We start from the raw sequence: 19704 nt of genomic DNA, 5'->3' as shown, positions 1-19704 counted from the left end.
CTCACTCATCAGAAGCCGTAGAAAAGGCCGTTGGCGTTGGTCTGCGGCTTGCTGGTGAACATCAAGCCGGGAGCGTTACGGTTGAGGTGCTTGTAGGGGTGTGCGCCGGAGGCCGTGAAATCCCGGACGCCTGCCCTGCTCAGAGCGCGCACAATGGCCTCGTAGTGCGCCCGCGGGCTGTCCTCGCGGTCACCGCCGATCTTCGCGCCCACTGCCATGAGGGTTTCGGCTTCCTCAATGGAAAGGGTGAGCGTCACGAAGTCCTTCGAGACGGTACGAGTCTTCTTGGTGGCCTCAGCCATGGCTATTCCTTAGGTGTTTGGTTCGGTGAGGGACGACGCGGGACTACCAGGTGCGCGACTTCGGCTGATCCAGGAAGCGCATGCCGTCCAGGTGTCGGCGGTAGCGCGCCGTAAGGCCCTCGGCGCTGAGCGCGTAATAGACGGAGTCGGCGTGCTTGCGCGGAGAGGTCTCCGAGCTGCCCGTGACGCTTCCCGCCAGGGTCATGACGACCTCGGCCTCTTCCTTGGAGAGAGTGAGGGTCACGGTCTCCTCAACGACGGTCTTAGTCGCGGTCGCTGCCTTCGCCATTGGTTTCCCCTTTGTCGTGGGTGTATCTCGGTCCAAGGACTCTCCAGGCCGGAAAGTCCTCCAGGTAATCAGCGGCCCGCCGCAGCACATCCGGGCGGTCCCTAGCCCCCCGCGCTAGGAGCTGCCCATTGCAGCGGGCACAAAGGAGGCCGCGAACCGCCTCTGTCTTGTGACAGTGGTCCACGGCCAAATTGGTTTTGCGTGTCTCTTGGCAGATGGCACATCTGCCGCCCTGCGCCTCAAAGAGGCGTTGGTATTCCTCGGCAGATAGCCCGTACGTCGCTTGGATGCGAGCGTTTCGAGCAGCCTGCCGGCGGTTTGCCTTGCGGCAGGAAGAGCAGACCTTCCCCCGAGACGAGGTGAAGAACCTCTCAGCTCTGCTCTTCCCGCACTTCGTGCACTCCCGGAACCCCTTACGGGTTACGGCCATTAGACCCCCGTCCTTATGGCCGCCTCCAGCTTGCGCATTTCCTTGAGTCGAGAGTTCTCGTCCACCATGGCGAAGAGGTTGAAGAGCGGCACAGCCGTCGCCAGTCCCTTGCTGGGAAAGTGGATGACTGCCGTCTTCACTCCGCCCTTGGCGGCCCCCACGAGAACCCGGGAAAGCTGGTGGAGATTCAGACGCCGAGGGTCCCCGATCTCGATGACCAGGGCAACACCTTCGGTGTCCACCCCCGAAAGGTCCAGGTCCGTCGTCTTGAACCGCTCTGCGAGGGCGAAGCCAAACTCACGCTCGGCCTTGAAGCCGCCCCGGATGCTCTGAACCTTTGCCGTGCTTTCCATTTTCAACGTACGCCCTTCGATCCCAGGAGGCAACTTATTAAGCAGCGAAAGAATCCGGAAGCTCCTCGTCAAGCTCCTCCAACCGCAGAGTTGAGCGGTTGAGTCGGAAGCTCGCGAAGGTCCCGCCTGAGGAATCTTCGAATCCTTCTCGGTTCTTGACCGGAGACACGTTGAGGATGCGGGAGTTCATTCCGTCAACCTCCTTGTGCATGGTCAGGATGAGGGCAGGCACACGATGCACCTGCCCCTTCACTCCGCTAAGCGGAATGGGCGTCAGGCCGTCCGAATGCGGCCCGGTCACATGGTGGAGACCGAGGACGTGAGCGTTCGTCGCCCTCGCCATTTCTGACAGATATTCGCACAGGCCCTCCAGCCCAAACGTGTAGCTCTCTGCATCGCCCACGGCCCCGGTGTCCACGTTCGTAACGTTGTCGACCACTAGCAGGTGTGGTGTGCATCCGTAGACCTCCAGATAGCACAAGAGGTGCAGCTCTATTTCCTTTTGCGTGGGCTTGGCGGAGAAGTTGAAGCGCGTCCACCACCTTTTACCTAGGGCGCTCTCGTACTCCGAGAAATCACCTTCGGTCAAGGCTTGCTTGACTTCTTTCGCGTCCTCACCGGTGATCATGGCCGTAGCCCTGGCCACCTGAGTTGCGGAGCTGGAGTCAGCCGAGAAGTACAGGACAGGGACGTTTGCCATCATCGCCAGGAAGAGAGCAAAGAGGCTCTTTCCAGTGCCGGGGCCGGCAACGACTAGAGACAGCTCCGCGCGGCGGAACTCCACCTCCAGCCGCTTGAGTGACTTGAACGTGTTAGGGATCGGCTCACCTGCTGCCCCGCGAATCCTTACCGACTGAGCAAGGCTGAACATCGGCTCACCTTCCTTTCCCGTTCATCGAACCCGGCTTTGATCCCAGGAGGCAACTTACTGGGGTTAAAAAAAGCCCCTCCGGGGCCCGTCCTGCTGCTTTCACCATATGCCATGGTCGCTGAAATGAGCAACGGCATTTCACTTCCGACGCGAGGAACACGCATACGCAACGTCACAGAAGCGGCAGTGAAATCCCGGGCGTGGGGGGAAGTTACCCGCCTTAACGCCCTGGTCCAGCTCCGCGAATCTTTCTGCTACGGCGTCCTCGGTGACCTCGGTGAGGTCTACGGGCCTCGACGGTCCGCCCGTCTTGGCCATGTACCAGTCCGCATCATTGACTTCCACCCCCAACACTTTCCGTACCAAGACACCGTATGTCTTGAGCTGGAACTTCGACTTCGTTGAACCTGTTTTCAGGTCTCTGACTCTGACCGAACCGTCTGGCCGTTCTAGGAGCTGGTCTACGTAGCCCTGAACGGTGACATCACCGATCTTGGCCGTCAAGTGCCTTTCGATGCCGGGCTTACCTTCGGGGTCCTTCCAGATCACTGGCTCAGCCTTCTGTGCCCACTCGACATAAGCCCGCGTCTGGGTCATGCCCAGCACATAGCGGCCCTCGATGTCCGATTGGCCATCGGTGCCGGCGGTCAGCCAGTGGTCAAGGTTAGGCTCCCTTTCGAGGCTCTTGTTCACAAGGGCTGTGTACTCCCCGTGGAAGAGATCTGCGACCTGATCCGCGGTGAGTCGTCGGCCGCCTTCCTCGAACTTCTCGATAGCCGAATGGAAGGCGGTTCCCTGATGAGACCAAGCAGCGGGCCTCGGAGTGACTCCCCGGACCCGCTGTAGCTCGTACTGCTTCGGGCACTTGTCTAGATACTGCTCGGCCTGACTCACGCTGCGAGTCATCGTGGCCACCTTGGCAAACCTGTCAGTCAATGAACCCCCTAGACGGGACGCACCTCCGGGTGCACCAGGTGCACATGAAAGTGCTCGGATAGTGGAAACCATTTGTGAGGGTGATCGAAGAACCGAGATTCCACAACCCGGTTTCGCCAGGGCCCCAGCAGCTCACGGTCAAGCCCGTGAAGTGCCAACTCGTCCTCTGGAAACAGCGAGTCGGCTTCGGTGACCACGTAGTAGGTCCCCACCGTCTTCGTAGCTACGCGCAGGATGCGCAGCGCCTCAGAGCGGTACGCCTCAGCCCGCGCAATGGGCAGGGCTGTCCTCATCGCGTCTCGCAGCTCGCTTCGAGTTGCCCACCGAGAGACCACACCCCCCAGGACCATCAGCACACCCGCTCCCCGTACCTCGTGCTTCGAACGGCTGTGCGGCGGCCCGTTCGTGATCTGAGAGTACGTTGCAAATCGTGTGAAGCAAACGTGAAAACGGATGTGACTGAGGTCACAGCAAGCGCGTTCGTTGGGCGTACAACCAAAAGAGGCCCTCGCAGGTCAACGCCTGTTTGGGCCCGATACTGTTGACGATCTTGTCAGCTAGCTACTGAGGTCTGCTGAGCTGGGCTCAAGCGGAAGAGCCCCATCCGGTCGTCCCGAGGCACGTCCTCAGGCCACCGAATCACCAGGTCGGGGATGTCGCGAACGTCACGGCGGACGTAGCGGGCGCCCTGGGCGTCGTCCAGGGTGAGCACCTCTCCAGACATGATGTGGTTCAGGAAGGCCCTGAGCGCCTGCTTAGACCTGTCCGACAGAGTGATACCGAGCTTCGCCCGAAGGAATGCCCGCAACCCCAAGAAGGACTCTTGGTCCTTCAACTTGCTCTTGGCCGGATGGGCCGCCAAATCCCAAGGGAGAGCCTTGGTGACATCCTGAAGGCGCCCGCGCTTGTATTCGCCCATATCCAGGTTGAAGCGCTTGGTGACGGCCTGGCGCGTAACGCCATAGATGTCAGCGATTTCCTGATGAGTCATGCCGGCGGCTTCCATGACAAGGAGTTCCGAGTTATCTGGAAGAAGCGATGGCCGCATGTCCTCAATCCGATCCGCTTGACTGGGCAGTGACCTCCACCGGGTAGGAAGCGGGGAGCGTACGGGCACTCTACCGGCCCCCATGGCCGTCCTACACCGCTTATTCAAGTCACTGTGATCCAGGTCTCACCCTACGCCCCTGCCGTCCCACATGGGCCGACAGGACACGTACATACATAGTGAGAGTCAAGGACAAGACTAGTCATCAGAATGAGTCATCCAACTCTCACTTAGAGTAACAGACCAAGCGTGCTGTTTACTGTTTGGCAACTGACTGTTGTTGCCTAAGTGACAATCTTGCCCCGCCGTTGAGTCTCCCTGTTGGCCGAATGCGGCCCAGGTAGAGAGCCGGATGGGGCGGTGGCCTCGGCGCCAGACCAGAAGCCTCCGAGGCCACCACCAAGCCATTGGCGCAAAAAGAGCGTCCAGAGCTGCGCGTAGGCGTTCGAACACGTGAGCGAACAGGGGGGCCGGTATGCCGCGAGCTGCGTCCATCTGCCTCGTTGCAGGGTGCCCTAAACGGACGGTCCGGTTTGGCAAATGCGCCGCCCATGCACCGCCCGAGAGGGCTTGGTCACGCACAAGCGCGAGGAACCAGCTCCGGGACGCTGCCCGCCGGCAGTGGGATCGCCGCATCAGACCACAGGCCCTCGCTCGTGATCAGTTCACCTGCGTCTGCTGCGGTGAGCGTGACGGCCTGGAGGTCGATCACGTCGTCCCCATCGCCCAGGGCGGTACCTGGACGCTCGACAACGCTCAGACGCTCTGTCGGCACTGCCATGCAGAGAAGACCGCCCAGGAACGGCGGAAGCAGTAACGGCCTCTAGCTCAGTCGCGTAGAGCACCGGAGTGAAATCCCGGAGGTCACTGGTTCGAATCCAGTGGGGTCGACGAGGTACCCGTGCCGAGTAACACGGGAGAGACAGGCGCCCTTTCCTGAGGGCTTAAAGCGCGACTTAGGCGGCGTGCACCTGTTCTTTGGCCATTAGCTCAGCCCGGTTAGAGCACCGCCCTGATAAGGCGGGGGTCCTAGGTTCGAATCCTGGATGGTCAACAGTGGGGTAGCTCCCCTGTCCCGGCAAGTCGCCTTGATCAGGTGGCCGAAGGGACGCGCGTTTCGTCTAGTGGCTCAGGACTCCTCCTGCCCGGAGGTAACACGGGTTCGAATCCCGTAACGCGCCCATGCTTCCTTAGCTCAACGGTCAGAGCGCCCGCCTGTCGAGCGGAAGGCTGCCGGTTCGAATCCGGTAGGAAGCGCTTCGGGTTGTGTGGTGTAGCGGTAACACGCCTCCCTTGCAAGGAGGAGTCGCGGTTCAAATCCGACACGATCCACTCATTGACGTGTAGCTCAATGGCAGAGCGAGGGACTGTTAATCCCGAGGTTGCTGGTTCGAGTCCAGCCATGTCAGCCGTTCCCTGCTGGTGCAATTGGCAGCACGCCGGGCCCTGGACCCGGAAGTTGAGGTTCGAGTCCTTGGCGGGGAGCTGTAGCGGGATAGCGCAGTTGGTAGCGCGCCGGGCTCATAACCCGGAGGCCGCGGGTTCGATCCCCGCTCCCGCCACTTTGGATCTGTAGCTCAGTTGGTAGAGCGGGGGACTCTTAATCCTCTGGCCGTTGGTTCGAGTCCAACCAGATTCACGGAGCGAGAGACGTAAGCGGGGCATGCACTCCTCGGCCGCCAGAGGGCGGCTCTCTCGCAATGGGACGTAGCTCAATCGGAAGAGCACCGGTCTCCAAAACCGGGGGATGTTGGTTCGAGTCCAACCGGCTCAGCAGTGGTGGTCATCGCCTCTGCCCCGTGGTCGACCTGGGGGCACGCCTTGACCACAACCACCCTGGCACGCACGAGGTGGCCCGGACATACAGCGCCGGGGAAATCGGTGCAGGCCCGCATACACCAGCTCGGCCCTGGTGGCGGGTTCCTCTGGTCGTAGCTCAGTAGGCAGAGCGCCGCATTTGGGATGCGGAGGCCGCAGGTTCGAGACCTGCCGACTAGACCATCACCGGCCCCCGAGGAGGGGCCTTTGTTGTTGTTACCTCAGGGAAGTGATGCACCAATGATCGAGCGCCAGGACGAGCCCGAAGGCCCTCGCCTGCGAGCCGCTGACCAGCCCAACCGGGCCGAACGGAAGCGGAGTTGGCGTCAAGACGCGCTCTTCGAGATCGAGGACCTGGCGGACCTCGTGGACATGGACCTCTCGGGGGTGCGCCTCCCGTGACACGAGGACCAGCCCCCAAGGAGAACGCGCAACGGCGCAACGTCCACGAGCACGCACAGACGTTGCCGGCGGAGCCTCAGCCCGGCCGCGAGCTGCCTAAGGGACTCGGCATCTCCACCCCTGGAGCTAAGCGCTTCTGGCGTACCTGGAGCACCTCCCCGCAGACAGCGGCTTGGACTGAGACCGACTGGGCTGAGCTTGAGCTCACGACGAAGCTCGTCGACGGCCTGTTTCTGGGTGACCTCAAGTTGGCGGGTGAGATCCGTCAGCGCGTCGCCAAGTGGGGCGCGACGGTCGAGGACCGCGCCCGACTCCGAATGACTTTCGAGAAGCCCGGCGAGGGCGAGCCCGCAGCGCCTGAGGCGCCTGAAGAGGTGGACATGGATGAGGAGCTTTACAAGCTGCTGAACGGCTCCTAGATAGGCGGTGATCCTTGCAGACAGGAAATCTGCCCGCAGGGGTCCCGAAGCCGAATGAGACTCTGGGATACCAGATTATTCGTTGGGCTCAGAAGTTCATTGTTCAGCCGGACGGAGACACGGCGGGTGAGCCGTGGAAATTCACTCCCGAGCAGTTGAGGTTTGTGCTGTGGTTCTACAGCATCCGACCTGATGGGGGGTGGACCTACTCAGCCGCAACGCTCCGACGAGCGAAGGGCTGGGGCTTAGCAAGACTCCACTGCTGGCGGCTCTCGCCATTGTCGAGTTCCTAGGCCCTTGCAGGTTCTCTCACTTCGACGCCTTCGGCCTCCCAGTAGGTAAGCCCGTCCCTCTGCCTGTCGTTCAGATTGGCGCCACTGCGCTCGATCAGACGGAACAGACAATGGACATGATCCGAGGCATGCTTTCGGAGTCTCCAGCCGAAGCTATTTACGGTCTGGACATCGGAAAGATGATCGTCCAGTTCAAGTCTGGCAAGCCTGGAAGCATCAAGCCTAAGGCCACTGCGGGCAGGACCAACGAGGGAAATCGGCCGTCGTTTTGCCTTATGGACGAATGCCATCACTGGGTTTCCTCGAATGGGGGCCCAGACTTCTTCCAGACGTTGAAGCGGAATATCGAGAAGACAACCAAGGCGGGTTCCCGCTGGGTCTCAACGACCAATGCCTACTCGCCCAACGAGGATTCCGTAGCTCAGATCATCCATGAGTCTGAGATGGTCGCTCAGGGTTATTGGCTCTACGACTGCCTTGAGGGCTCCATAGCCCTGGAGGACATCAGAGACCCCGAGGCCGTTCGAGCGGCCCTCATAGAGGCGTATGGCGATGCAACGTGGGCCGACATTGACGGCCTGACACGAACGATTATCTACGACCGCACGACACCCGACAGCACGTATTGCCGCTTCTTCTTCAACCAGATCGCGGAGAGTTCCGACGGCTGGATGAGTAAGAGCGAGTGGGATGCCTGTTACTCGGAGGACGACCCGATCAAGCCGGGCGATCAAATAGCCATCGGCTTTGACGGCTCGATCCGCGGTGACTCAACTGGGCTGTGCGGCGTTCGCCTCCGAGATGCCAAGTTGTTTGTCCTCGGCGTTTGGGAGCGTCCTGAGAACGCTCCTGATGACTGGGAAGTTGACGTTCTCGCCGTTGAGGCCGCAGTTAATAGCGCCTTCAAGACGTATCGGGTCGCCTGGATGTACTGCGATCCGCCGTATTGGCAAGAGAACATCGGCCGTTGGGCTATCGAGCACGGTGACGACACCGTATTTGAGTTCTGGACGAACAAGCCAACGAGGATGACGCAGGCCGTTGAACGCTTCCGCACTGCCGCAATGGTCGGTGACCTGAAGCACGACGGAGATTACCGGCTCACTCGCCACGTGCTGAACGCCGTTACTCGTGAGGTTCCTCAGGGGCTCCTCATTCAGAAAGACAGCCCGAGATCCAAAAGGAAGATCGACCTTGCCGTGTGTGCCGTGCTCGCTCTTGAAGCGAGAGCTGACGCCATCGCTGATGGCCGCATGCAGATTCGGAGGTCCAGAGTAGTGGGGTGGTAGCCGTTGGCCGATATTGAGGTTGGGTCTCCACCTAACTCCCCCTCGGGGTGGGTGGACTGGCTACACGCAAAGCTACTCAGGCGCCGGACCTATCTCCGGTTCTGCTCGGACTACTACGACGGCAAGCACCAAAAGATGGTGTTCGCTCAGGCTAAGTACCAGTCGGAGTTTGGCCGCATCTTTGATGGCTGGTCGGACAACTTCTGTGGGCTCATCGTCGACTCGGTGAATGAGCGAATGTTCATCGATGGGTTCCAGATGACGGATGAGCCGGGCGGGGACAAGGACGCCCGCGAGATCTGGCAGCGAAATCACCTGGACGCGGAAGCGAACGCTGCTCACCTTGACGCGATGGTGCACGGAGTTTCCTACGCCATCGTCTGGGCGGACGGTGCCGGCCAGCCGACTATCAGCATCGAGAGCGCTGAGAATGTGGTGGTCCAGTACAAGCCTGGAAGTCGCTGGGATATCGAGGCAGCCGCCAAATTTTATACGGACGACTGGGGTCGTGAATTCGTCACGCTCTGGTGGAATGGCTTCGTTTACACGGGCTCAGGTATGACCGGTCAGTGGGGCGACTACAAGGCCGCCAAGAACCCCCTGGGGGAACCTCCGGTCATCCCGATCCCCAACCGGTCTCGCTTGACTGGCCCCTTTCTATCTGACCTCGCTGTGGTCATCCCCCTCCAGGACGCCATCAACAAGACCGTTGCTGACGCACTGGTAGCCAGCGAGTACGCGGCTTGGCCGCAGCGTTACGTGACCGGCCTGGAGATCCAGGAGGACGAGCAGGGACGCCCTGTCGAGCCTTACAAGGTCGCCGTTGACAAGCTCCTTCAGGCCGAAAACCCCGACGTTCGTTTTGGACAATTCGAAGCCGCCGACCTGAAGAATTATGTGAATCTGGTCCAAATGCTAGTCCAGCACCTGGCCAGCACATCGAGGGTCCCATTCCATTATTTCCTGCTGAACGGCGGTACGGCGCCCTCCGGTGAGTCCATCACCTCTGCGGAGGCTGGCCTTATCGCTAAGACGCGGGAACGCATGCTGCACTTCGGTGAGGCCTGGGAACGCATCATGAGGTTGGCGTTCCGAGTTATGGGAGACAAGAGAGCCGATGCCCACGGGGCTGAGGTTATCTGGCGCGACCCTGAGAACCGGACTGAAGCACAGCATTATGACGCCCTTCTGAAGGCTCAGATGATCGGCGTTCCCCGAGATCAGCTCCTTCTTGATGCTGGTTACACCCCGCAGCAGATTGAGCGATTCCGCGTCATGCGGGAGCAGGACGCCAAGGACGCAATGGAATTGGCGAAGAAGTACCCGGCCCCTCAGCCGGAACAGCCTAACGGCCAGCAGGACGCCGAGAAGGCGGCCCGCAAGGCTCCTCAGGGCAATTCGGGTAACGCAGCCCGCAAGGCTGCTTAGCCCACACCACTTAAGGACGGCTCCCGAAATGGGGGCCTTTTTTGATGCCACCGAAATGGAAGGCTCCCATGGACGACACCACGCAGACCGAGAACAACCAGCAGGCTCCCGCCGGCACCGAGGCCCAGAAGGCTCCGACCGTCGAGGAGCTTCAGGCGGACGTAGAGCGCTGGAAGGCACTCAGCCGTCGGAACGAGAAGAACTTTAACGAGGCCCGGACTGAGCTTTCGTCGCTCAAGGAAGCGTCCATGACGGACGCCGAGAAGGCGATTGAGAAGGCCAGGGAAGAGGCGCGCAATGCGGCTCTCTCCGAGGTTGGATCCCGCCTTGTTGAGGCGGAGCTTCGGGTACAGGCCGCTACCGCTGGTGTGACTCTGCCGCCTGCCGAGTTCCTGAACGTTCAGCGCTTCCTTGGCGCTGACGGATCTCCTGACTCGACTGCAATTCAGACGTTTGTGTCGTCCCTTCCGCAGCCGTCCAAGACCCCTGAATTTGCCCAGGGGATTGGCCTTGGCCGTCAGGGCGATTCCGGGGGTTATGCCGCCGGTCAGATCGGCCGTGACGCCCTTTCCCGTATGTCTCCCCAGGAGGTAGCTGCTGCTCGAAAGGCTGGCAAGCTCGATGCTCTTATGCGGGGGGACCTCTGAAAAATGAGGTAACGCATGACCTTTACCACTCAGGCCGGTAACAACCCAGGTGCCGGCCAGCTCCAGGCCCCAGGCGGCCATTTCATTCCCGAGATTTGGACTGCCCAGCTCCTTGAGGACCTGGACGACAATCTTGTACTCGGTTCCCCGGAGATCGTGAATCGCCAGTATGAGGGCGAGTTCCGGCGTGAGGGCGATGTCGTGCGGATCCCGCACTTCGTCGACACGGTGACCGATAAGGGGATCGTCAAGGCTTACGGTTCTATCGGTACGGCGGACCACGCGGCACTTGAGTACATCAAGATGACCGTTGCTAAGGGCAGCTCGTTCCACCTGGAGCTTGACAACCTTCACCAGCTCCAGACCAAGACCGGTATTGACCTCATGTCGAATCTGGTCAAGCAGCGTGCTCGCACTCTGGCGAACACCATGGATTCGCTCATTGCCAAGACGATTCTTGCGGCGGTCGCTGGTAAGGACCTGAACGGCTCCGAGGACCGCAACGCGACCGTTTCGGGTCTGCCCGCTCTGCACGGCAAGATTGACGCCATTGTTGACGCTAACTTCACTGCGGGCGTTGACATTTCTGTCTATGACTTCGTCGTGGCGATGCTCGAAAACCTCGACATCAAGGGCGCCGGTCAGGATCGATTCCTGTTTATCTCCCCGAAGCTGCGTTCTGCGCTTCTGCGTGACCCGAAGTTCATCGATGCCAGCCACTTCGGTGGGGGCGCGGTTATGCCTTCCGGTGTCATCGGTCAGATTCTCGGTGTCCCGGTTCGCGTCGCGAACACCCTGGGTTCACACACCCGTTCCACTGAGAAGCTTGTCAAGAACCGTCACACGGACTTCTCCAGCGTGGACATGTTCATGGGCTCAACCTCTGCGGTTTCGCTCATCGTTCCGTTCGCGGAGATGCAGGCATACCAGCCAGAGGCGAAGTTCACCAACGCCATCAAGAGCCGTGTCATCTACGACAGCAAGGTGATCAGGCCAGAACAGCTCATCGTGGCGCAGAACGTCGAGGCGCTGATTACGTCTCACAACGCGGTGTAAGGAGGCGCCTTGCCTCTGGCTTCCGTTGACGATGTGGCCGCCCGTCTTGGGCGGCCCGTCGCCGCAGACGAAACAGCTCGTGTCTCCGCCTTCCTGGCAGACGTTACGGGACTCGTTGAGGACTACTGCGGCCGAGACATGGACAGGCGGAGTGACCAGAGCATCACCCTCTATCCCGAGGGCGGCTGTGTCCTCCCTGTCCCGACTCGCTATCAGACCTTCCTCACCGTGTCGGCCGTCCTGGTCGACGGCCAGGCGGTCACTGACTACACCTTCAACGGCCGTCATCTGACCCGTGATGCCGGCTGGGGAGAATCCGCGGTGACCCTCACCGCCTCTTGGGGCTACGAGGACGCTCCCGCTTCCCTCAGGGCAATCACCTGCTCAGAGGTGATCAGATGGCTTGCGCTCTCCCCCGGTGTGGAGTCAGAGCGGGTCGGAGAGGTCGAAGTCACCTTCTCAGGTGCCAGCTCGGCGCAGTCGCTCTCAGCGGCCACCAGGACCAGCCTCCGTCAAGGACGTTGGCGCCGGGGGTCCGTCGGCTCCCTGACGCTCCGCAAGGAAGGCCCTGTCCTCGACCTGAGGGGGCCCGTTGTTCTCCATGACTGACCCCGTAGAGGTCTGGCGGGCTCCCACGCTCACGAACGCATACACCAGCCGTCCCGACTGGAACCAGGCCGTGAAGGTCTGGGAGGGGACGGCATCTGTCCAGCCATACAGGGCCTACGAGTCCTTCTCCCCTGACCGTGACCTGTCTCAGGAACGACTCACGGTCTTCCTGCCCTTCGGGGCTGTGGTCGCCTCTGGCGACCGCGTGAAGCTCGGTGACGCCTTCTATGAGGTGGACGGAGAGCCTGAGCGGTGGGGCTACACCTCCCGCCGGCACCTGAAGGTGTCCGCTTGGAGGGCTCTGCGATGACCACACCCAGGGGTGCCCGAACCCGGCTTGTGCTTCACCAGGGCTGGAAGCGCGAAGCGCTGTCCCTCCCTGACGTGAAGGAGCTGGTAGCCAAGCGCACGGGTGAGCTGCTTCACCGAGCCATCACCGACGCCCCTAGGCGAGGACACAGCCCACTCCCCTGGAACGCCATCAAGAAAAACCTTGAGGCGTATGTGCGGCTCGACGCACACGGCTGGTTCGGCAACGTGGTGATCGAGGACGATCCGCAGGTTCGTCACGCGATGCTGCAAGAGCGTGGGTTCACCAGTCCCCGAGGCCGAAGGGTCAAGGGCCGTAGGTACCTCAAGGGCGCCCTTCTGAAGATGAGGGTGGAATGAGGATCGACCCAATTGAGTTCCTGGTCACCTACCTTGAATCCCTTACGGAGATCCCTGAGGGTTCCGTCTTGGGTGACCTCAACAACCACGTCACCGGCGAGACAGCCATATACCTAGAGCACATGGGCGGATTCCGGGTTGTGCGGGACCGCATGGACCGGATCGACGTTGAGTATGCCGCTTACTCAATGGACCGCAAGGAAGCCGTCGATCTCGCCCTTCTCGTACGCGAGAAGCTTCTAGAGGATCTTCCTGACACTGCCGTTGGTGGTGCCCTTGTCCTGGACGTGACGGAGATTGACTCTCCGAGATACGACCCTGACGACTCCTCCCGTGAGCACGTGTATTGCGGACAGGTAGCGGTTTTCTACACAGCAGCTTGAGGAAGCCGGACCATCACGTCATCGGTGGAGTCTCCAACGAACCCGTAACGGCCATACCAACTCCTTAGGGCTTCGTAGGAAAGGCCGCACGGTCCGGGGTCGACCGAGAGCATAAGCGAAATGCCCTCCGTATCAGCCTCGGCGCAAACCAACCTCAGAATCTCGCTCCCCCAGCCCTTTCCCTGATCCTCCCGCCATACGGCTACCTCAGTCAGGATGGCCGGACGATTACCGGTCGGATCGAGAAGCAGGCTTGCTGAGGCCGCCCCTCCGTGTAGCGCATATACGTCCCGCATCCCTCAACTCTAACCGCCACGCCCCCTCTTGGGGGCTTTTTTGTGCCCTCAGGAGGCCCCATGGCCAATGACGCTAAGAAGATTCGGTTTGCGCCGAACGGTTCCATCTACGTAGCTCCAGCCACAGAGAGCCTTACCATTCCGGCTGATCTCGGTACGGCCGGCACCGCGCCGACTGGCTACAAGGCGCTCGGCTACGTGGACGAGGGCGGCGTAACTCTCACGCCTGCCATCGAGACTCAGCCTGTCAATGCGTGGCAGTCGGCTACCGCCGTGCTCTACAACGTGACTTCCGCGAGCTTCAGCGTGAAGGCCACGATGCAGGAAACCAACGAGGTCACCACTGAGCTTTTCTGGGGTGCCGAGTGGGTTGAGATCATGTCGGGCGATCCGACCCCTGTTGGGACGGGCGTCTTCAAGCTCGACCTGTCGTCCACTCCTGAGCTGAAGGAAATCAGCCTCGTTGTGGACTGGAATCAGGGTGCGATCCGGAACCGCGTGGTTATCCCACGAGCCATGATTTCGGACCGAGGCGCGATTCAGCTTTCCCGCACTGAGAACGGCAAGTTCGAGCTGACCATTGAGGCTCTCGACTCCGCCGGCAGCCTCGGCTACGTCCTCACCAATGACGACATCGTTGAGGCCGTCACTCCGTAAGTAGGTCCCTGAGCCGGGGCGGGGTTACGCCCCCGGCACTCTCTCTCACCCCACCCCAAGGAGCCTCCTATGTCTACGCAGAAGAAGTCTGGTGCGAAGAAGAACAACGGCGCCAAGAAGGTTGCTGCGGCTGCCGCTGAGGCAAAGAAGACCTTTGCCACGTTCGAGCACCGCGGGCTTGCCTTCAAGCTCCCGCACCCTCGTCACTTCCCGCTTCAGGTTCTCATGACTGATGACGAGCTGGTTGCAACTCAGCTCATCCTTGGCGAGGACCAGTGGGCCGCTTACCTGTCCACCGAGCCGGACATTGAGGACTTCGGTGAGCTTGCTCGGAAGATGTCTGAGGCCCAGGGGCGTGACGACGACTCGGGAAACTGATGGCAGTCGTCCGCGTCATTCAGGAGTTCCCCGATGAACTAGAAGCCGACTTGCTTGAGTTCTTCGGGGTTGACTTCCTGGACCTGTGGCGTGGACGGCTCTCTCTTCGCCGGGTCGGCGTACTCATCCAATCACTGATGAGCAAGCCCGGCCGGTCAACTCTCCTGATGGCTATGGACGAACGTGCCAAGTGGCCTGAGAGTGATTACATGCTCGCGCGTATGTCTGACGCGCTTGAGCTTTCCAATTTCCTTTTCCTCAAGGCAAACGTCGACGAGTCCGACGCCAGAGACCTTGAGCTTCCTCCACCGATTCCACGGCCCGGTGAACCGGAGCCACAGCCCGAGCGGCAGCCAGAATTCAGCGATGCGCATGAACTCAACGGCTTCTTTGGGCGGCTTAATAGCGCCTAAGGGGGCTCCATGGCTGAAGGACGAGGCCCAATCAAGGTCGGTACGGGCTACATCGAGATCATTCCTCAGGTCCTTCAGAAGGACGTGGAAGAGCTTCGCCGCAAGGTTCAGAAGGAGATGCGCGAGCTTGGCGCCAAGGCAGCAAGGGACATCACTGCCGGTGCTAAGAAGGGTCTTGAGACTCTGCCGGGCGAGGTCGACAAGGCTGCCAAGAAGGCCAACGAGAATACGAGGAAGCGCAAGAAGGAATCCGCTAAGGACCTGAAGCGCATTGAGGAGCAGATCACTCGCGAGTACGGCGAGGAAGCTGCTAAGCGTTGGCGTCAGTTCCGGGACCTGGAGCAGAAGAAGGAGAAGGCTCTAAAGAGGGCTTCCACTGCTACGAAGGCAGCGCTCCGGGAGACGGTTCGTCAGGAAGAGCAGGCAGCCAAGCAGCGCCAGGCCGCCGCTGAGCGGCTGGAGAAGGACCGCCTTCGCCTGATGAGGAAGGGCGCAACTGATCACGCTCGGCTGGAGATGCAGAAGACCCGGCTTGAGCAGGCTCAGGAGCGTCTGAGGATCCAGGCTCTTCGGGAGGCTAACCGCTCCCGTGAAATCGAGATGCGGGAGGCATCCCGCCTTCGGATTGCGACCATGCAGCAGGAGACGGCTCGTTACCGGGCTGAGCTTCAGCAGCAGACTGCCGCTCACCGCATTGCTATGCGGGCTCAGGTCCAGGCTCAGCGGGACGCAGTACGTCAGCAGGTCGCCGCTCTGCGGGAGCAGGCAGCAGCTCAGCGTGCAGCGCTTCAGGACGGCATTGCTGACCAGCAGCGGCGTATGACGGTTCTCCGGGACCAGATCCGTGACCTGAACCGCAACATCAACACCACGAACACGACTACTCAGTCCTATTTCACAAGGACGGGAACGGCCCTGCGCCGTATGGGTACGTGGTTCGATCAGGTCGGCATGTCTATCAACGAGGCAGCCAACATCTTGAGCACCCGTTTCCTTGCGCCTCTGGCTGGTGCCGGCGCCGCTCTGACGGCTATCGGTGTCGAGAATGCGGATAAGCGTCTTCTGGGTCAGCTCGGCCTGTCCTCGGCGGGTGTTTCCAAGTCTGCGTCTGCTGAGCAGATGCGGCTTATCCAGGAATACGCGATCAATACGCCGTTCTCGATCGACGTCATGCACGAGTACCAAATGAAGCTCATCCGTTCTGTTGCTGGTACGGATAAGAGCTGGTACAGCAAGGACGCGGGTACGCGGACGAAGGCAGCAAACAGCGCTGCCGCACAAACGACTGACCTGATTATGGCTATCGGTGACTCGATGGCCCGAGCAGGCAACCTGAACCCTCAGCAATTCCAGCGCGCTATGTACGCGATGGACATGATCATGGATATGGACCGGGCGCCCACGAAGAACGTGAAGCAGCTCGCTGCCGCTTCGGGTATGCCCGCCTCTGAACTTGCCGCACTCCTCGGGTTCAAGAACTCTACGGAAATGTGGAAGGTCATCGGCACGCCTGCCAAGGACGGTGGCGGTGTTACCGGTCGCCAGATCATGGATGCCATGCTGAATTACTGGAACCCCGAGAAATACAAGGGTGGTTCCGCAACGGGTGAGGGCTCCAAGGGTTTTGCCGCGAAGATGACCAGCGAGACCATCACCGGTCGACTTCAGCAGATGAAGGAGCGTGCTTCGTTTGAACTCGGCAATCTGTTTGTCGAGGAAGGCAAGGACGGAACCTATCGGTACACCGACCTCGGTAACCGGATCGCGGGTGAGGGCGGGATCCTTGAGCAGATCGAGGCTCTTGCCAAGAAGTACGGTCCGAAGGTCGACGACTTCCTTGGGCTGTTCCTCGACGGTGTTGAGACCTTCATCAGCACCATTGACCGTGCCGCAACCTGGATTGAGGAATCCGGGCTAGCTGATCTAGCTAGGCCGATCACTGAGTTCCTGCTCAAGTGGGGCCCGCTGATCCTTGCTGTTGGGCTCCTGTCCAAGGTGATCGGCAAGGCCACGGGCCTGGTGGGTCGTCTCTTCACACCCGCCGCAGCTCTGACACGAGCTGGTGTACGCGCCTACGAGGGACAGCGGGACATCCGCAGCCAGCGTGCCGCAGCTCGGGACGCTCGCAACGAGGCCCGTAGCAACGGCTCATCTCGTCGTGAGGTACGCCAGGCAGGCCGTGACGCCTACAGGCAGCAGCAGACGACGAATCGCAACGGCGACAGCCGGACGACTCGTCAGCGGCTCCTAGACGGCTTCATGGGCCGTGACAGCCGTCAGCAGGACGGACAGCGCCAGATCCGGGCCCTTGAGGACCAGATCCGTGAGGCTCGGGACGAGGCCGCTCGACTGCGTGACGAGCTGCGCGAGACCAACCGTGAGTCCCTGCGGCAGATCACGGCCGCGCTCGCCGGCAACGGCAACGGTTCAGTCCAGGGTGCCGCTAACCAGGCGGGCCAGGCCGTCAACTCGCTCCAGCAGCAGGCACAGCAGACCAACAACACCTCTCTCAACCAGCTCCGCCAGGAGGTAGAGAAGGTCGACAAGGCTGCCCGTGATGTGATCTCCCGCCTTGGCACGGTCAAGAACGACGTTGACGTGCTGAACGGCAAGAACCTCAACGCGGTCACCGCCGAGTTCGATCAGCTCAAGTCGGCTGCGCAGAACGCCGGGAAGGAAATCACTTCCGATAACACCCGGGTTGGCAACCTCGACGGCAAGCGGGTCAGCGGAGTCACCGGCTCCATCAACGACCTGAGAGACGCTGCTAAGCGTGCTGCCGACCAGATCGGCGACGGGGCTATGTCCTCGTCCACCTCTGGCCGTACGGCCAACCTGAACAAGCGTCGGCTGACGGACATCATCCAGGAGTTCAAGAAGCTCACGAGTTCCGCTGATGACGCCTACAAGAAGGTTGGCCAAGGTACGGGTGCGGGCTCGCTTGCGGGTCGCGTCGGTCTCCTGAACGGCCGCTCCCTGTCCAAGGTCAAGGGGCATGTCGATGACCTTGCCAAGGCTCTGAAGAAGGCCAAGGACGAGGGTGACGGCCTCGATGACGCCCTTGGGCGCATCGGGAAGAAGTCTCCCGGTGGTGGGGGCGGCTCCTCAAAGGGCAAGAAGAACGCCCGCGGTGGTGTTGCCACTCAGGCAGACGTTTCTATGTACGGCGTCATGCCGGGCTATGCCCCATGGGTCGACAACATTCCGGCAGTTCTGTCGCCGGGTGAATCCGTTCTCCGTCCTGAGGTAACCAATGCCCTGGGTGAGGAGACCATCAACACATGGAACGCCCTCGCTGTCCGAGGAAAGATCAGCCGCCACGCTCGCGGTACTAGTGGCGGCGGAAGCGCCCTGAACCTGGACGCAATCCGGGAAATGATCGACCTCCAGAATATCGCTCCTGTCGGTACAGCGATGCTCAAGACGATGAAGCTCGACGGGTCCTCTGACCCGCTGGGCGGAAGCGTTCAGGGTGGCATTCTGCGGACTGGTGACCACTCCGCCGGCATCGGTGGTTCTGTGACCGCTACGAAGTTCCGTGGCATGTACGACTGGATGACTGAGGATCTGTTCTCGCTCCTCAAGCGAGTTCCTTCCGGAGTCGGTCAGATTGCGGGAATCCTCGGTGGGGCCCTTGGGCCTGTCCTCGGTGACTATTTCTGGTCCGACGTTTGGAAGGGCTCGGGCAACATCGTTGACCGAGGTAAGCGGTACATGGGTCACGTCTTCAGCACGGAGACCGTAAGCAAGGTCTGGGACAACCTCTTCAGTGGGGTGAAGGACTCGGCAAGCTCCATATGGGATCTGGCAACCGATCCCTTCGGTGCCATCTCGGATGCCTTCGACGATATCGGCGGAATCTTCTCGGGCTCGTACAACAGCCTGATTGACATGGTCGACACCGTTAAGGAAATCCGAAACGCTCCTATGGCTTACGCGGGTCGCGTCCTTGGTGGCGTGATGGCCAATGCTCAGGAAGCCATGCCGAACACGAAGGGCCTGTTCGACTTCAGTAGCGGTTCAAAGGTCACGGCGAACATCCCTGATATCGCCAACATGATCGTTGAGCCCGGTTCTGGAAAGGGCGTTCAGCGATGGGCGCCCGTTGCCGCTCAGGCCCTCGGGATGCTCGGCCTTCCCGCTACCGCCCTCCCGCTGGTCATGCACCGAATTGGCGTCGAGTCCGGGGGTAACCCGACCGTCGTCAACAAGTGGGATAGCAACTGGAAGATGGGGCATCCGTCCGTCGGCCTTATGCAGGTCATTGGACCTACCTTCCAGCGCTGGGCAGGGCCGTTCCGAAAGACGGGGCCATTCCTTTACGGAACCTCTGTTAACCCGCTAGCCAACATCTATTCCGGCCTCAACTATGCCAGAAACCGCTACGGCTCCAACTGGCAAAGGGCTCTGTCCGGAAACAAGGGCTATGCGACCGGGACCATATCCGCTTCACCAGGGCTCGCCATGGTGGGCGAGAAGGGCCGTGAACTCGTCGCCTTTGGTGGTGGCGAGCGGGTGTTCAACAACACGGAGACCGAAGGGATTCTCAACGGCAAGAAGTATGAGATTCACGTCCATGAGGCTCGCACGGAGCCGACGCCTCAGGCAGTGCTGAGGGCGCTTCGTACAGCGGAGGCCCTTTACACGAACCTGTAAAGGAGGCTCCCTATGCCAATCCCTGTGCGGGCCAGACCGGCGGCGCCTGTTGTCATTAGGCC

General features: G+C 60.9%; 21 protein-coding genes and 11 tRNA genes. 25 read left to right on the top strand and 7 right to left on the bottom strand.

Annotated features, from left to right (window positions below; translation table 11 throughout):
- Nucleotides 1-8 precede the first annotated feature (8 nt).
- From V8690_RS23400 to V8690_RS23370, 7 genes are all read right to left on the bottom strand, one after another.
- On the bottom strand, nt 9-302 hold the full coding sequence (locus V8690_RS23400) for a hypothetical protein (protein ID WP_338781760.1): 294 nt from the start codon (nt 300-302) through the stop codon (nt 9-11).
- A gap of 43 nt (nt 303-345) precedes the next feature.
- Nucleotides 346-591, bottom strand: coding sequence for a hypothetical protein (locus V8690_RS23395; RefSeq protein ID WP_338785677.1), 246 nt, complete (start codon nt 589-591; stop codon nt 346-348).
- Nucleotides 566-1021: an endonuclease VII domain-containing protein gene (locus V8690_RS23390; RefSeq protein ID WP_338781759.1), complete on the bottom strand. Its 456-nt coding sequence runs from the start codon at nt 1019-1021 to the stop codon at nt 566-568. The genes V8690_RS23395 and V8690_RS23390 overlap by 26 nt, the downstream gene beginning before the upstream one ends.
- Nucleotides 1021-1374 (bottom strand): hypothetical protein, encoded by a 354-nt coding sequence (locus tag V8690_RS23385; protein WP_338781758.1) that lies wholly within the window; start codon nt 1372-1374, stop codon nt 1021-1023. The genes V8690_RS23390 and V8690_RS23385 overlap by 1 nt, the downstream gene beginning before the upstream one ends.
- 37 nt (nt 1375-1411) lie before the next feature.
- On the bottom strand, nt 1412-2245 hold the full coding sequence (locus V8690_RS23380) for an AAA family ATPase (protein WP_338781756.1): 834 nt from the start codon (nt 2243-2245) through the stop codon (nt 1412-1414).
- 138 nt (nt 2246-2383) lie between these two features.
- Nucleotides 2384-3139 carry a PD-(D/E)XK nuclease family protein gene (locus V8690_RS23375; protein ID WP_338781755.1) on the bottom strand — a complete coding sequence of 252 codons (756 nt, stop codon included), beginning with the start codon at nt 3137-3139 and terminating at the stop codon, nt 2384-2386.
- 595 nt (nt 3140-3734) lie between these two features.
- Complete coding sequence (locus tag V8690_RS23370; protein WP_338781754.1) at nt 3735-4172, bottom strand: hypothetical protein; 438 nt, start codon at nt 4170-4172, stop codon at nt 3735-3737.
- Nucleotides 4173-5046: 874 nt separating this feature from the next.
- On the opposite strand from V8690_RS23370, the gene V8690_RS23365 reads away from it, so the two are divergent.
- The 25 genes from V8690_RS23365 (at nt 5047) to V8690_RS23245 (ending at nt 19642) form a co-directional block, all read left to right on the top strand.
- Nucleotides 5047-5120, top strand: a tRNA-Phe gene (locus tag V8690_RS23365).
- Between the two features lie 88 nt (nt 5121-5208).
- A tRNA-Ile gene (locus V8690_RS23360) sits at nt 5209-5283 on the top strand.
- Between the two features lie 56 nt (nt 5284-5339).
- Nucleotides 5340-5410: transfer RNA gene (locus tag V8690_RS23355), tRNA-Gly, on the top strand.
- A gap of 3 nt (nt 5411-5413) precedes the next feature.
- Nucleotides 5414-5486 (top strand) — tRNA-Asp (locus V8690_RS23350).
- Nucleotides 5487-5490: 4 nt separating this feature from the next.
- A tRNA-Ala gene (locus V8690_RS23345) sits at nt 5491-5561 on the top strand.
- Between the two features lie 5 nt (nt 5562-5566).
- Nucleotides 5567-5638: transfer RNA gene (locus V8690_RS23340), tRNA-Asn, on the top strand.
- Nucleotides 5639-5642: 4 nt separating this feature from the next.
- Nucleotides 5643-5714 (top strand) — tRNA-Gln (locus V8690_RS23335).
- A 4-nt stretch (nt 5715-5718) separates the two neighbouring features.
- A tRNA-Met gene (locus V8690_RS23330) sits at nt 5719-5791 on the top strand.
- Nucleotides 5792-5795: 4 nt separating this feature from the next.
- A tRNA-Lys gene (locus V8690_RS23325) sits at nt 5796-5868 on the top strand.
- A 62-nt stretch (nt 5869-5930) separates the two neighbouring features.
- Nucleotides 5931-6003, top strand: a tRNA-Trp gene (locus tag V8690_RS23320).
- Nucleotides 6004-6154: 151 nt separating this feature from the next.
- Nucleotides 6155-6230: transfer RNA gene (locus tag V8690_RS23315), tRNA-Pro, on the top strand.
- Nucleotides 6231-6287: 57 nt separating this feature from the next.
- The gene (locus V8690_RS23310) at nt 6288-6449 is read left to right on the top strand and encodes a hypothetical protein (RefSeq protein WP_338781752.1); all 162 of its coding nucleotides are present in this window, start codon (nt 6288-6290) and stop codon (nt 6447-6449) included.
- Nucleotides 6446-6868, top strand: a complete 423-nt coding sequence (locus tag V8690_RS23305) for a hypothetical protein (RefSeq protein WP_338781750.1) — start codon at nt 6446-6448, stop codon at nt 6866-6868. Before V8690_RS23310 ends, V8690_RS23305 begins: the two co-directional genes overlap by 4 nt.
- Before the next feature lie 199 nt (nt 6869-7067).
- Nucleotides 7068-8450 carry a hypothetical protein gene (locus V8690_RS23300; RefSeq protein ID WP_338781748.1) on the top strand — a complete coding sequence of 461 codons (1383 nt, stop codon included), beginning with the start codon at nt 7068-7070 and terminating at the stop codon, nt 8448-8450.
- 3 nt (nt 8451-8453) lie between these two features.
- Nucleotides 8454-9878 carry a phage portal protein gene (locus V8690_RS23295; RefSeq protein ID WP_338781746.1) on the top strand — a complete coding sequence of 475 codons (1425 nt, stop codon included), beginning with the start codon at nt 8454-8456 and terminating at the stop codon, nt 9876-9878.
- Nucleotides 9879-9946: 68 nt separating this feature from the next.
- Entirely contained in the window at nt 9947-10525 is a 579-nt protein-coding gene (locus V8690_RS23290) for a hypothetical protein (RefSeq protein WP_338781744.1), read from the top strand.
- Nucleotides 10526-10540: 15 nt separating this feature from the next.
- The gene (locus tag V8690_RS23285) at nt 10541-11581 is read left to right on the top strand and encodes a hypothetical protein (RefSeq protein WP_338781742.1); all 1041 of its coding nucleotides are present in this window, start codon (nt 10541-10543) and stop codon (nt 11579-11581) included.
- Nucleotides 11582-11590: 9 nt separating this feature from the next.
- Nucleotides 11591-12190, top strand: a complete 600-nt coding sequence (locus V8690_RS23280; RefSeq protein ID WP_338781740.1) for a phage gp6-like head-tail connector protein — start codon at nt 11591-11593, stop codon at nt 12188-12190.
- Nucleotides 12183-12500, top strand: a complete 318-nt coding sequence (locus V8690_RS23275; RefSeq protein WP_338781739.1) for a hypothetical protein — start codon at nt 12183-12185, stop codon at nt 12498-12500. Before V8690_RS23280 ends, V8690_RS23275 begins: the two co-directional genes overlap by 8 nt.
- A gap of 74 nt (nt 12501-12574) precedes the next feature.
- On the top strand, nt 12575-12859 hold the full coding sequence (locus V8690_RS23270) for a hypothetical protein (RefSeq protein WP_338781738.1): 285 nt from the start codon (nt 12575-12577) through the stop codon (nt 12857-12859).
- Nucleotides 12856-13242: a hypothetical protein gene (locus V8690_RS23265; protein ID WP_338781737.1), complete on the top strand. Its 387-nt coding sequence runs from the start codon at nt 12856-12858 to the stop codon at nt 13240-13242. The genes V8690_RS23270 and V8690_RS23265 overlap by 4 nt, the downstream gene beginning before the upstream one ends.
- Before the next feature lie 356 nt (nt 13243-13598).
- A complete protein-coding gene (locus V8690_RS23260; RefSeq protein WP_338781736.1) occupies nt 13599-14195 on the top strand; it encodes a hypothetical protein in 597 nt (198 codons plus the stop codon).
- A gap of 69 nt (nt 14196-14264) precedes the next feature.
- On the top strand, nt 14265-14573 hold the full coding sequence (locus V8690_RS23255; protein ID WP_338781734.1) for a hypothetical protein: 309 nt from the start codon (nt 14265-14267) through the stop codon (nt 14571-14573).
- Nucleotides 14573-14986: a hypothetical protein gene (locus tag V8690_RS23250; protein WP_338781733.1), complete on the top strand. Its 414-nt coding sequence runs from the start codon at nt 14573-14575 to the stop codon at nt 14984-14986. Before V8690_RS23255 ends, V8690_RS23250 begins: the two co-directional genes overlap by 1 nt.
- A gap of 9 nt (nt 14987-14995) precedes the next feature.
- On the top strand, nt 14996-19642 hold the full coding sequence (locus tag V8690_RS23245; protein ID WP_338781732.1) for a transglycosylase SLT domain-containing protein: 4647 nt from the start codon (nt 14996-14998) through the stop codon (nt 19640-19642).
- Nucleotides 19643-19704: the final 62 nt, after the last annotated feature.

It is taken from the genome of Streptomyces sp. DG1A-41 (assembly GCF_037055355.1).
In the GTDB taxonomy this organism is placed as follows: Bacteria; Actinomycetota; Actinomycetes; order Streptomycetales; family Streptomycetaceae; genus Streptomyces.
This window is presented reverse-complemented; position numbering and strand designations above follow the sequence as displayed.